Source organism: Maricaulis virginensis (assembly GCF_027922185.1).
GTDB classification, from domain to species: domain Bacteria; phylum Pseudomonadota; class Alphaproteobacteria; order Caulobacterales; family Maricaulaceae; genus Maricaulis; species Maricaulis virginensis.
In genome coordinates, this window is record NZ_BSFE01000007.1 from 55,073 (window position 1) to 68,708 (window position 13,636).

Sequence of the window (13,636 nt, forward strand, 5' to 3'; positions counted from 1 at the left end):
CTACAAGAGTGGGCAGGCGGCGCAATGGAGGTCGGGTGAAGTTCACACAGCTGAGGCTGGCCGGATTCAAATCCTTCGTCGATCCCACCGACTTGCGGATCGATCCGGGCCTTACAGGCGTGATCGGACCCAACGGTTGCGGTAAATCCAACCTGCTTGAAGCCCTGCGCTGGGTTATGGGTGCGACCTCGGCCAAGTCGCTGCGCGGCGACGGCATGGAAGACGTCATCTTCTCCGGCACCGATGCCCGCCCCTCGCGCAACCATGCCGAAGTCGTGCTGACCGTCGACAATGAGGACAAGCTCGCCCCGGCCCGCTTCAACGATGCCGACAGCCTCGAGATCACCCGTCGCATCACGCGCGGGGCCGGCTCGGCCTACAAGATCAATGGCGAGGAAGTGCGCGCCAAGGATGTCCAGCTCCTCTTCATGGATGCGGGCACCGGCGCCAATTCGCCCGCCCTCGTGCGTCAGGGCCAGATCTCCGAACTCATTGCCGCCAAGCCGCAGAATCGCCGCCGCATCCTGGAAGAGGCGGCCGGCGTGTCCGGCCTGCGCGCGCGCCGCCACGAGGCCGAGCTGCGGCTGAAGGGCGCCGAAGCCAATCTCGACAGGCTGCAGGAGGTGATCGACGACATCTCTTCCCGCCACGGCTCGCTGCAACGCCAGGCCCGCCAGGCCTCGCGCTATCGCCAGCTGTCCGCCTCGATCCGCGCCCTGGAAGCCGCCGTCTGGCTCAATCGCTGGCGCGAGGCAGCGACCGCCGTCGACACCGCCGAGGCGGAGCTGACCGACAAGCGCGACGCTGCCGAGACCGCGACGCGCGCCGCGGCTGAAGCCCGTACCCAGGCCGAAATCCTGGCGGCGGCCCGCGAACCGGCTCGCCAGGCTGAGGCCGAAGCGGCTGCGGCCCTGCGCCGTCTGGAACGTGAACGGGATCTGCTTGAGCGCGATGCCGCCGAGATCGAGCGCACCATCGAACGCCTGGAAGCGCGCCTGGAAGAACTTGCCTCGGCCACCGGCCGAGAGCGGCAGATCGTCGAGGACGCCCAGGCCAGCCGTGACGAGGCGGCCAGGGCCATCGCCGGCCTCGACGCCGAAATCGAGCGCGAGAGCGCCAATCTGGACGCCGCACGCGCAGCTGCCGAGGCGACGGAGGAACGGCGCCTCGCCGCCGAGGCCGAACTGGACGAACGCGCCCGCGAGGCCGCCGACAAGCGGGCAGCCATCGAGACGGCCCGCCGCGATCTGGGCCGGTTCGAGACCCGGCTGGAGCAGATCGCCCGCGAGATCCATGGCGCCAATGACGAGCGCGAACGGCTGGAAGCCTCGCCCGCACTGCACGAGCTTGAGACCGCACAGGTCGATGCCGAACAGGCTGAAACCGCCCTCACCGAGGCGCGCGCCCGGCTGGAGAGCGCCGAAGCCGAACGCCAGGCGGCCGATGCTGCACTGGAGACCGCCGCAGAGACCTGGCGCGAAATGGCCTCGGCCCGCGACGGGCTGGAGCGGGAAGCCCAGGCGCTGGAACGCCTGCTCGCCGCCTCGATGCAGGAAACCGTCTCGCCGGCGCTGGACGCCGTGCGCGCCCGGCCGGGCTATGAACAGGCGCTGGCGGCCGCACTGGGCGACGATCTGGAAGCCTCCCTCGATCCGTCGGCATCGCGCCACTGGTCGGAAGCCGGCGTGAAGGCCGGGATGCTGCCCGGCGGCTGCGTGCCCCTGTCCGATCATGTCGAGGCGCCCAAAGCACTGAAGGCGCGGCTGGACGCGATCGGCGTGATCAAGCCGGAAAAGGCCGCCGAGGCGGCCGCAAAGCTGAAGCCGGGCCAGCGCCTGGTCACGCGTGACGGCGATCTGTGGCGCTGGGACGGGCTGGTCGCCCGCGCCGACGCGCCTTCCGCCGCCGTTGCCCGCCTGGAAAACCGCAATCGCCTGGATGCCGTCCGCGCCGAGCTGGAGGATACGGCGGAGGCCCACGAATCGGCCCGCGCGGCCGATGCTGCCGCCCGCACCGCTGCCGAGACCGCCCGCGCCGGCGAACAATCGGCCCGCGCCGCAATCGGTCCGGCCGACAGGGCAGCGCGCGATGCCCTCGCCCGGGTCTCGTCCCTGCGTGAGAAGAGTGCCCAGGACGCCGCCCGGGCCACGGCGCTCAAGGAGCGGATCGAACGGCTGACCGCCGAACAGGCCGAGACCCGGTCCGGCCGCGAGGCCGCACAGGCCGTTCTGGAAGACGCCGAGGCCAGCGATGGCGATACCGAGGCCCTGGATGCAGCCCGCGAAGCCGCTGACGAAGCCCGCCAGGCGGCTGCCGATGCCCGGGCGCGGCTGGATGGCGTGCGGCGCGAAGGCGAGCTGCGCCGTCAGCGCCGCATGGGCTTCAAGCGCGATCATGATGCCTGGGCGGAACGCTGCAAGGCGGCCGAAGCCCGTATCGCCGATATCGAGAGCCAGTCGGCAGAGGCCGGCAAGGCGCTGGACGAGGCGCGGGCAAAGCCCGAAGTGCTGCAGGAAAAGATTCTCGCCCTGACCGGCAAGGTGCAGGCCGCCGAACGCGCCGCGGAAGAAGCCCGTGAAGCGGCATCGACCACCGAAGGCCAGGTGAAGGAAGCCGACAGCGCCGCCCGCCAGGCGGAAGCCGCCGCGTCTGCTGCACGTGAGGGCCGCGCCGCCGCAGAAGCCCGCCTCAGCGGGGCCAGGGAACGGCTCAACGAAACGACGGAGCGCCTGCAGGACGCGACCGGCGAGGCACCGGGCACGCTGTCGAAACGAGTCGATGAGGACGAGATTTCCGAACTGACCCCGGCCGAGCTGGAGCGCCGTCTGGATGAGGCCCGCCAGGGCCGCGAGCGGCTGGGCGCCGTCAATCTGCGCGCCGACGAGGAAGCCGAGGAACTTGCCACGCGCATGGAAGAGATGACGCGCGAGCGGGACGATCTGATCGAGGCCATCGCGCGCCTGCGCAAGGCGGTGGACGAGCTGTCCCGCGAAGGGCGCGCGCGCCTGCTGGAAGCCTTCGATGTCGTCGACGGGCATTTCCGCAATCTCTTCTCCACCCTGTTCGAAGGCGGCCATGCCGAGCTGCGGCTGACCGAGAGCGACGATCCGCTGGAGGCCGGCCTGGAGATCATGGCCTGTCCGCCGGGCAAGAAGATGGAGAACATGTCGCTGATGTCCGGCGGCGAGCAGGCGCTGACTGCCTCGGCGCTGATCTTTGCGGTCTTCCTGTCCAATCCGGCGCCGGTCTGCGTACTCGACGAGGTCGATGCACCGCTCGATGACGCCAATGTCGACCGCTATTGCCGCATGCTGGCCGAGATGCGCCGGCTGACCGAGACACGTTTCCTGGTGATCACCCACAATGCCCTGACCATGTCGCGCATGGACCGGCTCTACGGTGTCACCATGGCCGAACGCGGCGTTTCCCAGCTCGTCTCGGTCGACCTGGTGAGTGCGGAACAACTCATCGCCGCCGAATAGGCATTTTTTCTTGTTATTTCAGCAACTTAAATTGCCTGCACCCTTGCTTGACTTGCCGGGGGGCCGTGGATAGTGTGCGCGCGCCTGCGGGGGGCTGTTCTTCCGTTGGCTGACCGGTCAATCATGTCACGCAAAGACGAAAGCCCGCGCGACCCATCCAAAGCCGATCTGGACTCCCTGCAGCAGCGCATCGACGCGCGGCGCGAGAAGTACAGACCGGAACCGGATAACGGCCAGCGATCTGCCTGGCAGCTGGGGATGCGCTATGGCTCGGAATTCTTTGGCGGGGTACTGGTCGGCGGAGGTCTGGGCTTTGCCCTCGACCATTTCGCCGGCATTTCGCCCTGGGGCCTGATTGCCGGAACGATGTTAGGGTTTGCAGCCGGTACGCTGAATGTCGTAAGGGCTGCGCAGGAAATCAGTTCGGAGTCGCAGGAGCGCTAGGCGCACCGGGCTCTGCCGGAAGAATCGCGGCCCTGGCCGCTATAGCGATTGAAGAGAGGCCGGGCGTGGCAGACACCAACCCGATCAAGCAGTTCGAAGTTCACGAACTGGTTCCGTTCGAAGCTTTCGGCCTGAATCTGGCCTTCACCAATTCCAGCTTCTTCATGATGCTGACGACGGTTCTGACCGTTGTGCTGTTCATGCTGGCGATGTCCAGCCGCGCCCTGGTGCCGAACCGCGCCCAGTCGGTGGCGGAGATCATCTACGGTTTCGTGGCGGACATGCTGCGCTCGACCGCCGGTCCTGACGCACTGCGCTTCTTCCCGTTTGTCTTCACGCTCTTCATCTTCATTCTGGTCGCCAATATGCTGGGCATGTTCCCGTACTTCCCGGGACCGGGCCTGCACTCCTTTACCATCACCAGCCACCTGATCGTGACCGTGGCGCTGGCGATGCTGGTCTGGCTGACCGTCATTATCTATGGCGTGTTCAAGAACGGCCCGAAATTCCTCAAGCTGTTCGTACCGTCCGGCGTTCCGGCCTACATCCTGCCCTTCGTGTCGCTGATCGAGGTGATCTCCTTTATCTCGCGTCCGATCAGCCACTCGGTGCGCCTGTTCGCCAACATGCTGGCCGGCCACATCCTGCTGAAAGTCTTCGCGGGCTTCATCGTGATGCTCGGCGCCGGTCTCGGCGTGGGCGGCTATGTCCTCGGCATCGCCCCGTTCGCGATGACGCTGGGCCTGACGGCGCTGGAATTCCTGGTCGCCTTCCTGCAGGCTTACGTGTTCGCCATCCTGACCTGCATCTATCTTTCCGACGCTCTGCACCCGGGTCACTAGACCGCAGACGTCACAGTCCAACCCAACCAACTGCCAGACATATCCTCGAAGGAGTTTTCAAATGGAAGAAATGGGCAAATACATCGGCGCCGGTCTCGCTTGCCTCGGCATGCTGGGTGCTGCTGTCGGCGTGGGCAACATCTTTGGTTCCTTCCTGCAGGGTGCCATGCGCAACCCGTCTGCGGCCCAGTCGCAGTTCGGCAACCTGATCTTCGGCTTCGCCGTGACGGAAGCGCTGGGCATCTTCTCCCTGCTGGTCGCGCTGATCCTGCTGTTCGTGGCCTAAACCATACCGGAGGCGGCCGGCTCATCCGGATCCGGCCGCTCCCGTTTTCGCTCCACCTTTCCAAGGGAGCCCGCGTCCCATGACGCATGCACCGCATTCTGACGTCGCACAGCACGCGGCCGAAGCAGCGCACGGCGCTGCGGAAGCTGTGTTCCCGCCGTTCGACCCGACCTATTTCGCGTCCCAGCTCTTCTGGCTGGCGATCTTCTTCGTGATTCTCTACGTCGCGCTCGATCGCTTTATCCTGCCGAAGATCAAGACGACGATCGAAGACCGTCGCGACCGTATCGCCGACGATCTCGATGCTGCTGCCCAGGCCAAGGCCGATGCCGATGCCGCGGGTGAAGCCTATGAGAAGGCGCTCGCCGAAGCGCGTGCCAAGGCGCACGTGATTGCGGCCGATACGCGCAAGGCGCTCGATGCCGAGATCGCCAAGGAGACGGCTGAAGTGGAAGCCGAGCTGGCCTCCAAGCAGGAAGCCTCCGAGGCGGCCATCCGCAAGGCCAAGGACAAGGCGTTCGCCGAAGTCCGCGGTATCGCTGCAACCGCCACGGCGGCTGCCGTCGAGGCGCTGGCGGGTGTCGAGATCACCGAAGCCGATGCCGGCAAGACGGTGGACGGCCTGATCAAGGCGAAGGAGGCATAGATGACCCTGTTCGCTGAAGACGCCGCCCACGGCGCCGCCGCCAGCCACGGCCCGGCCCTGTTCTCGGGTGAATGGTTCGCAGCCCAGCCGGCCGATCCGACCTTCTACGCCTTCCTGGCCTTCATCGCCTTCTTCGCGGTGCTGGGGTATTTCGGCGTCCACAAGACCATCGCCAAGACGCTGGACGACCGCGCCGACGCGATCAGGTCGGAGCTGGAAGAAGCCAAGCGCCTGCGTGAGGAAGCCCAGGAGATGCTGGCTTCCTATCAGCGCAGGCAGCGTGAAGCCGAAGCCGAGGCCGAAGCCATCGTCGCCCAGGCCAAGACCGAGGCGAAGACGCTGAAGGCGGAAGCGCGCAAGGAAATGACCGAGCGCCTGGAACGCCGCACGGCGCTTGCCGAGCAGCGCATCGCGCAAGCCGAGGCTCACGCCGCTGCCGAGGTGAAGGCCGCAGCCGCCGAACTGGCGGCCAGCGCGGCCGAGGAAATCCTGAAGACCAGGCTGAAGAAGACCGATCTGAACAAGATCGTCGATGCCGACATCAAGGCTGTTGGCGAACAGCTGAACTAGGCTCTTCCCGGATTTCGAGATTGCAAAGCCCGCGGGTTTCCCGCGGGCTTTTTCTTGTGTTTGCCCCCCTGAAACCGGACGTTTTTGTCCCCAAAGCGCGGATAATGCCCTTTATCGGACACCTTTGTCCGCCTATTGACTTATTCTATAAAGGGACATATTCGTCTGTTTATCAGCATTAATCACTTTTAGAGGACGATTATGTCCGATAGTAATAACGATACCGATATTGTCCCCCTCGCCCATCTGCTCGAACAGCTGGGCCGCAGGATGGAAGCCTACCGCATCTCCCGGCAGATGAAACAGGAAGAGCTTGCCAGCAAGGCCGGCATCTCCGCACGTACGCTGCGCCGGCTGGAAACCCACGGGAGCGGCACGCTGGACACATTCGCCCGCCTGCTCCGCGCGCTCGAGATCGATCATCGCCTGCTGGATGTCATTCCCGATGCCACGGCCAGTCCGCTCGACAGACGGAGCGTTGCGCAGCAACCGCGGCAGCGGGTGAGGCACCGGGCGGAAGATCCCGATACGCCCTGGACCTGGCGTGACGAGGCTGAAGGGACATGACCCGAGCCGACGTCATCCTGTGGGGCCGCCGGATCGGCGCCGTGCTGTGGGACGACCGGCGGCAGCTCGGCACGTTCGAATATGAACCCGCCTTCACGCGCTCGGGCATCGAGGTCGCCCCGCTCACCATGCCGCTGCGTACCGGGGTGTTCGAATTCCCCGCCCTGCCCCGCGACACCTTCAAGGGCCTGCCCGGCCTGCTCGCCGACAGCCTGCCGGACAAGTTCGGAAATCTGCTGATCGACCGCTGGCTGGCCGAACAGGGCCGCGCGCCAGGCGATTTCGACCCGGTTGAGCGGCTTTGCTATACCGGCCGCCGCGGCATGGGCGCGCTGGAGTTTGAACCGTCCAGCACCGCCCCGTCCGGCCGCGGCCGGCCGCTTAAGATCGATGCACTCGTCGAACTGGCCGACCGGATGACACGCAGCCGCCTGGAAGTGAAGGGGCAACTTGCCGGGGCTGACGATCATCGGGGGATGGAGGACATCCTGCGCGTCGGCACCTCGGCAGGCGGCGCCCGTGCCAAGGCGGTTCTGGCCTGGAACCGGGAAAGCGGAGAGTTCCGCTCCGGCCAGCTCGACCTGCCCGACGGGTTTGAGCACTGGCTGCTGAAGTTCGACGGCGTGAGCGGCAATGCCGACAAGGAGATCGCCGATCCCCAGGGCTATGGCCGGCTGGAATATGCCTGCTACCGCCTGGCCGTGGAGGCCGGGGTGGAGATGACCGAGTGCCGCCTTCACGAGGAAGGCGGCCGGGCGCACTTCATGACACGGCGCTTCGACCGGACACCGGGCGGCGGCAAGCTGCACATGCAGTCGCTGGGGGCGATGCGCCATTTCGACTACAACCAGCCGCGCGCCTATGCCTATGAACAGGCCATCGAGACCCTGCGCCTGCTCGGTCTGGACCGCGCGGCGATGGAGCAGATGGTGCGCCGGGCGCTCCTCAACATCGTCATCCGCAACCAGGACGACCATGTGAAGAATATCGCCTTCCTGATGGACAAGGCCGGCAACTGGTCGCTCGCCCCGGCCTTCGACGTCGTCTATGCCTGTAATCCCGGCGGGGCCTGGACGTCACAGCACCAGATGTCGCTCGCCGGCAAGACCGACGGTTTCACCCTCGCAGATCTCGTTGCGTTCGGCCGCTATGCCGATTTCAAGCCGGCACAGTTGCGAGCCATGCTGGACGATATCCTGCAGGCGGCGGCGCAGTGGGACCACTATGCCGAGGAAGCCGGCGTCCCGCGCGATCTCTCGCGCCGGGCACACAATGGTTTCAGGCTGGAATTCGAATGAGGGGCAGCGGAACTACTCCGCCGGCTCCTTCTCGCCGAAGGCGAAGCGGACGCGCTTCCACACCCAGGGGAAGCGGCGCAGCGTATTGGTGATATAGGTGTGCAGCGTCTTCGACGCGGCTGCCACCAGCACCAGGCCGAGCAGACCCATTGGCAGACCGATCGGGATGAAGGGCGTCAGGAAGCCGATCGGCACGGCGAGCGCGATCAGCGCCAGCCCGACGGCGACGCAGACAGTGCGGATGATCAGCACGACAATCGCACCGAAGGCATTCCGCTGGGCCCATCCATTGAGGGATTCATTCATCGCCGTGACCATCTTCCAACCCGTCCCGTTCCTGAGGCGCCGCATGATGGAGAGGCGCCCATCGGGACAGACAACACTAAACGCGTAAACATGACCCCAATGCGAGACAAAAAAGCCGAAATTCAGGCAGCGGCCCGGAGTCAGCAGCGGGTTGTTGCATCTGCGCACCGGTTCTCACGCCGGGGCGGCATTTCCTTGGCGGCTTGGTATCTTGCCGCGTGTTGCAGCGCACACAATCACGGGCGGGCCCATCCGGAGCGAAGCTGCAGGCATAAAATAGTAACGCCCCCGCCGGATGTCAGCGGGGGCGCCGGTGTTTTTTCAGTGCCGGGCCTCCACCAGGGAAGGGCCGCAACATTCTGCCACGGGGCAGGACTACTCCGCCGCTGCGGCCGCGCCGCTGTCCGGCGTCCAGCGCAGCACCGGCTGGCGGGCCGCACGGGTCTCGTCCAGACGCTTGGTCGGGGCGTGAACCGGAGCCGCCAGGAAGCGCTCGCTCTCGCCAGACTTCGCGGCCATAGCCAGCGCCTCGAGCACGTCGACGAAGCGGTCTAGCCCGCTCTTCGATTCGGTCTCGGTCGGCTCGATCAGCATGGCACCGTGGACGACCAGCGGGAAATACATGGTCATCGGATGATAGCCCTCGTCGATCATCGCCTTGGCAAAATCGAGCGTGGAGACGCCGGTGTCCTTGAGGAACCGGTCGTCGAACAGGGCTTCGTGCATGCAGCTGCCCTCGAAGGCCGGCGTCATCACATGCTTCAGCCGGGCGAGGATGTAGTTGGCGTTGAGCACCGCATCCTCGGCAACGCGCTTCAGACCGTCCGAGCCATGGCTCATCATGTAGGTCAGCGCGCGGGTGAACATGCCCATCTGGCCGTGGAAGGCCGCCATACGGCCAAAGGGCTCGCCCTCGGCCTCGGCCGCGTGCTCGACCATCTTCCAGGTCTCGCCATCCTTGACGACATAGGGCACCGGCGCGAAAGCCGCGAGCGCGTCCGACAGCACGGTCGGGCCTGAACCGGGACCGCCGCCGCCATGCGGCGTGGAGAAGGTCTTGTGCAGATTGATGTGCATCGCGTCGACGCCGAGATCGCCCGGGCGCACCCGGCCGACAATGGCGTTGAAGTTCGCCCCGTCGCAGTAGAAATAGCCGCCCGCCTCGTGGATCAGGTCGGCGATCTCGCGGATATCCCGCTCGAACAGGCCGCACGTGTTGGGATTGGTCAGCATGATGCCCGCGACATCGTCGCCCAGCTTGGCCTTGAAGGCCTCCATGTCGACCCGGCCGGTCTTGTCGGCGGGGATCTCGTCGCACACGAAGCCGCACTGCACGGCAGTTGCCGGATTGGTGCCGTGGGCACTTTCCGGCACCAGCACGCGGCGGCGATGGGTCTGCCCGTCGGCATCCAGCTTGGCGCGGATCGCCATCATGCCGCAGAACTCGCCATGGGCACCGGCCTTGGGCGACAGGGCCACGGCCGGCATGTTGGTCAGCGTCATCAGCCAGTGGGCCAGCTCGCCCATCAGCTCATAGGCGCCCTGCACCGTCGAGGCCGGCTGCAGCGGGTGCACATCGGCAAAGCCCGGCAGGCGGGCGATCTTCTCGTTGAGCCGCGGATTGTGCTTCATCGTGCACGAACCGAGCGGGTAGAGACCCAGATCGATGGCGTAATTCTTCCGCGACAGGCGCACATAGTGGCGCATGGTCTCCGGCTCGGCGAGGCCCGGCAGGCCGATCTGGCCCTGGCGCTCCAGACCGCCCAGACGGGATGCGGTACCCCGGGGCTCCGGCAGGTCGACGCCGCAATGCTCCAGATTGCCGCGCTCGAAGATCAGCGGTTCGGCCTGGTCGAGACCGCGGCTGCCCGAGACCGTATCGGCATAGCCGCCGGTCTGGATGTTCTCGGCCATGCGGGTGGGACGGCCTTGCGTGTTCATACCCATCTTACAGTACTCCGCGCAGCGCTTTTTCGAAGGCGACGAGATCGCCATCCGTATTGGTTTCCGTGGCCGCCACGATCAGCAGGTCCTCGAACTTGCCGGGATAGAGCCGGCTGGCGGGAACGCCGCCGAGCACGCCGATCCTGGCCAGATCGTCGACCACCTGCGCCGCCGGCCTGGGCAGACGCAGGGTGAATTCGTTGAAGAAAGTGTCGGTGACCAGTTCCACACCCTCGATCGCCGAGAGGCGGTCGGCCAGGGCACAGGCCATCTCGTGATTGAGACGGGCCAGGCGGGTGATGCCGCGCTCGCCCAGCAGGGTCATGTGGATCGTCCAGGCCAGCGAGCACAGCCCGGAATTGGTGCAGATGTTCGAGGTCGCCTTGTCGCGGCGGATATGCTGCTCGCGCGTCGAGAGGGTCAGCACATAGCCGCGGCGGCCATCGGCATCGACGGTCTCGCCGGCCAGGCGGCCCGGCATCTGGCGGATGAAGCGGCGATCGTCCTTGCAGGCGAAGAGGCCGACATAGGGTCCGCCGAAATTCAGGCCGACCCCGATCGACTGGCCCTCGCCCACCGCGATGTCGGCACCCATCGCGCCCGGGCTTTCCACCAGCCCCAGCGAGACGCATTCGGTGAAGGCGGCAATCACCAGCGCGCCCTTTTCGTGGGCGGCTTCGGACAGGGCGCGCAGATCGTGCAGGCGGCCGAACACATCCGGCGTCTGGACGACGACACAGGCGGTCTCGTCGTCGATGGCCGCCATCACGGCGGACAGGTCGGCGACGTCCGGATCGGTGACCGAGATCTTCACGTCGGAGTATTTCGCCAGCGTCTTTGACGCTTCGACATAGTGCGGGTGCACGCCGCCGGCCATCACGGCCTTGTTCCGGCGCGTCACGCGGGCGGCCATCATCACCGCCTCGGCACAGGCCGTGGAGCCGTCATACATGGAGGCGTTGGCCACATCCATGCCGGTCAGGAGCGCGACCTGGGTCTGGAATTCGAACAGGGTCTGCAGCGTGCCCTGGGAGATTTCCGGCTGGTACGGCGTATAGGCCGTCAGGAATTCGGAGCGCTGGATCAGGTGATCCACGGTCGCCGGAATATGGTGCTTGTAGGCGCCAGCCCCCACGAAGAAGGGCGCCTGTCCTGCCGAGATATTCTTCGACGCCATGGCGCCGAGCGCCCGTTCGACCTGCAGCTCGCCCTGCTTAGTAGGCAGGTCGATCAGCCCGTCCAGCCGCGCCGCTTCGGGCACGTCCTGGAACAGATCGTCGATGGAAGCGACGCCGATGGCCTCGAGCATCGCCTTTCGATCGGTATCGGTATGGGGGAGGTAACGCATCAAGCTACTCCGGCTTGGAAGTGTTGCCGGGCGAGGCATCGGCCTCGTCCGAATTGCGGCTGAAATACATGGCGATTGCCGGCAGGGCCGCGCCGCCACCGATCAGAAGGGCAAACCACAGCGCCGGGCTGTCCCGCAGTGCAAACAACACCATCATCGCGACGAAAGCCGCGGACGGGATCAGGACAACCGGGCGAAGCAGTGTGCGCCACATGATCAGGCCGTGTGGTCCTGGTAGGCCGCCTCGTCCATCAGCCCGTCGAGCTGGGACGTGTCGGACACCTTGATCTTTACGAACCAGCCGTCGCCGGCCGGGTCTTCATTGACCTTCGCCGGCTCGTTCTCCAGCGCGTCATTGATCTCGACGATCTCGCCATCGACCGGAGCATAGACCTCGGAGGCCGCCTTGACGGATTCGACGACAGCAAATTCGTCGCCCTTCTTCAGGGATTTGCCGACATCCGGCAGTTCCACGAAAACGACATCGCCCAGCTGGCCGGCGGCATAGGCCGTGATGCCGATGGTGGCGATATCGCCATTGAGGGAAATCCACTCATGGTCTTCGGTATAGCGGGTGGTCATGATTGTCTCCTGCCCCAGAATAAAAGCCTGAAAAACGCCTGGCGCCTGCCTGTCCGGTCTGCCCGGTCCACGGCATCAGCCCCGATAGAAATTCGCCGTCACGAACGGCATCTTCACCACTTTCGCGGCCCGCGGCTTGCCGCGCACGAGGATGTCGACCTCGGTACCGGGCTGCATGAAATCGCGATCGATATAGCCCATGGCGACCGGACCGTTCACGGTCGGGCCGAAACCGCCCGAAGTGACAATGCCGATCACCTTGCCGTCCTTGGACGCGATCTCGGCACCCTCGCGCGCCGGCGCGCCGGACAGGGTAAGGCCGATCCGCTTCTGGCAGGTCTTCGCATCGATCTGCGCCGCGATCACGTCAGCGCCCGGAAAATCCCCGCGCTCGCGCCGTGTCTTCGACAGGGCCCAGATCAGCGAGGCTTCGACCGGTGTGCGGGTCTCGTCCATGTCATGGCCATAGAGGCAAAGGCCGGCTTCCAGGCGCAGCGAGTCGCGCGCGCCCAGACCGATCGCCTCGACTTCCGGCTGCTCGAGCAGCAGGCGGGCGATACGTTCGGCATCGCCTTCCGGGATGGAAATCTCGAACCCGTCCTCGCCGGTATAGCCGGACCGGGAGATCAGCACGTGCGCGCCGTCCAGCGTGAAGACGCCGCACTGCATGAACACCATCTTGCAGGCGTCCGGGCACAGGCGCTCCATCACATCCTTCGCCGCGGGGCCCTGCAGCGCCAGAAGCGCGCGGTCCTCGATGCGGGTCAGCGCGCCCTTGCCCTTCGTCGCGTTCTCGATGAGCGCGAAATCATTATCCTTGGTCGCCGCGTTCACGACGAGGAAAATCCCCTCCCCGTCCGGGCGCGATACCATCAGATCGTCGCGGATCCCGCCGGTCTCGTTCAGCAGCAGGGCATATTTCTGTTCGCCGGCGCTGATCGCCGACAGGTCGGCCGTCAGCAGCGCTTCCAGCGCGGCCTCGTCGCCGATGTAGCGCGCCTGGCCCATATGGGAGACGTCGAACAGGCCGGCCTTCTCGCGCGTGTGCTTGTGCTCGCCCATGATCCCCAGCGGATACTGGACGGGCATGTCATAGCCGGCGAACGGCACCATCTTGCCGCCCAGCTCGACATGGAGCGCGTGAAGGGGTGTCTTGAAAAGCGTGCCGGTCATCGATCGGGTCCTTGCATGGGGGCGATCCTGCAAGCCTGTGTGCCTGCAAGCCTTCGCCCCCGCTGTCCCGATAACCTGAGAGATTCCGCGACCTTCCTCATGCCGTCCGATCACGGCGGAAGTCGCTTGCTCCGTCGGTGGGATGAAG

General features: G+C 65.9%; 14 protein-coding genes. 8 read left to right on the top strand and 6 right to left on the bottom strand.

Going from position 1 to position 13,636, the window contains the following annotated elements; genetic code table 11:
• Window positions 1–35: 35 nt before the first annotated feature.
• The 8 genes from smc (at window position 36) to PKE71_RS12500 (ending at window position 8,135) form a co-directional block, all read left to right on the top strand.
• A complete protein-coding gene (gene smc, locus PKE71_RS12465) occupies window positions 36–3,482 on the top strand; it encodes a chromosome segregation protein SMC (protein ID WP_271187312.1) in 3,447 nt (1,148 codons plus the stop codon).
• Window positions 3,483–3,605: 123 nt separating this feature from the next.
• On the top strand, window positions 3,606–3,926 hold the full coding sequence (locus PKE71_RS12470) for an AtpZ/AtpI family protein (protein ID WP_271187313.1): 321 nt from the start codon (window positions 3,606–3,608) through the stop codon (window positions 3,924–3,926).
• Window positions 3,927–3,991: 65 nt separating this feature from the next.
• A complete protein-coding gene (locus tag PKE71_RS12475; RefSeq protein ID WP_271187314.1) occupies window positions 3,992–4,768 on the top strand; it encodes a F0F1 ATP synthase subunit A in 777 nt (258 codons plus the stop codon).
• 61 nt (window positions 4,769–4,829) lie between these two features.
• Window positions 4,830–5,054, top strand: a complete 225-nt coding sequence (locus PKE71_RS12480) for a F0F1 ATP synthase subunit C (RefSeq protein WP_203294954.1) — start codon at window positions 4,830–4,832, stop codon at window positions 5,052–5,054.
• 79 nt (window positions 5,055–5,133) lie between these two features.
• A complete protein-coding gene (locus PKE71_RS12485) occupies window positions 5,134–5,700 on the top strand; it encodes a F0F1 ATP synthase subunit B family protein (RefSeq protein WP_271187315.1) in 567 nt (188 codons plus the stop codon).
• The gene (locus tag PKE71_RS12490; protein ID WP_271187316.1) at window positions 5,701–6,270 is read left to right on the top strand and encodes a F0F1 ATP synthase subunit B family protein; all 570 of its coding nucleotides are present in this window, start codon (window positions 5,701–5,703) and stop codon (window positions 6,268–6,270) included.
• 201 nt (window positions 6,271–6,471) lie between these two features.
• On the top strand, window positions 6,472–6,837 hold the full coding sequence (locus tag PKE71_RS12495) for a helix-turn-helix domain-containing protein (RefSeq protein ID WP_271187317.1): 366 nt from the start codon (window positions 6,472–6,474) through the stop codon (window positions 6,835–6,837).
• Complete coding sequence (locus tag PKE71_RS12500; RefSeq protein ID WP_271187318.1) at window positions 6,834–8,135, top strand: type II toxin-antitoxin system HipA family toxin; 1,302 nt, start codon at window positions 6,834–6,836, stop codon at window positions 8,133–8,135. The genes PKE71_RS12495 and PKE71_RS12500 overlap by 4 nt, the downstream gene beginning before the upstream one ends.
• 12 nt (window positions 8,136–8,147) lie before the next feature.
• On the opposite strand, the gene PKE71_RS12505 is transcribed toward PKE71_RS12500, so the two are convergent.
• The 6 genes from PKE71_RS12505 to gcvT form a co-directional block, all read right to left on the bottom strand.
• A complete protein-coding gene (locus tag PKE71_RS12505; protein ID WP_271187319.1) occupies window positions 8,148–8,441 on the bottom strand; it encodes a hypothetical protein in 294 nt (97 codons plus the stop codon).
• A gap of 375 nt (window positions 8,442–8,816) precedes the next feature.
• The gene (gcvPB, locus tag PKE71_RS12510; protein WP_271187320.1) at window positions 8,817–10,388 is read right to left on the bottom strand and encodes an aminomethyl-transferring glycine dehydrogenase subunit GcvPB; all 1,572 of its coding nucleotides are present in this window, start codon (window positions 10,386–10,388) and stop codon (window positions 8,817–8,819) included.
• A gap of 1 nt (window position 10,389) precedes the next feature.
• Window positions 10,390–11,733 (bottom strand): aminomethyl-transferring glycine dehydrogenase subunit GcvPA, encoded by a 1,344-nt coding sequence (gcvPA, locus tag PKE71_RS12515; RefSeq protein WP_271187321.1) that lies wholly within the window; start codon window positions 11,731–11,733, stop codon window positions 10,390–10,392.
• 4 nt (window positions 11,734–11,737) lie between these two features.
• The gene (locus PKE71_RS12520; RefSeq protein WP_271187322.1) at window positions 11,738–11,947 is read right to left on the bottom strand and encodes a hypothetical protein; all 210 of its coding nucleotides are present in this window, start codon (window positions 11,945–11,947) and stop codon (window positions 11,738–11,740) included.
• A 2-nt stretch (window positions 11,948–11,949) separates the two neighbouring features.
• The gene (gene gcvH / locus PKE71_RS12525; protein WP_271187323.1) at window positions 11,950–12,315 is read right to left on the bottom strand and encodes a glycine cleavage system protein GcvH; all 366 of its coding nucleotides are present in this window, start codon (window positions 12,313–12,315) and stop codon (window positions 11,950–11,952) included.
• A 75-nt stretch (window positions 12,316–12,390) separates the two neighbouring features.
• Window positions 12,391–13,488 carry a glycine cleavage system aminomethyltransferase GcvT gene (gcvT, locus tag PKE71_RS12530; RefSeq protein ID WP_271187324.1) on the bottom strand — a complete coding sequence of 366 codons (1,098 nt, stop codon included), beginning with the start codon at window positions 13,486–13,488 and terminating at the stop codon, window positions 12,391–12,393.
• Window positions 13,489–13,636: the final 148 nt, after the last annotated feature.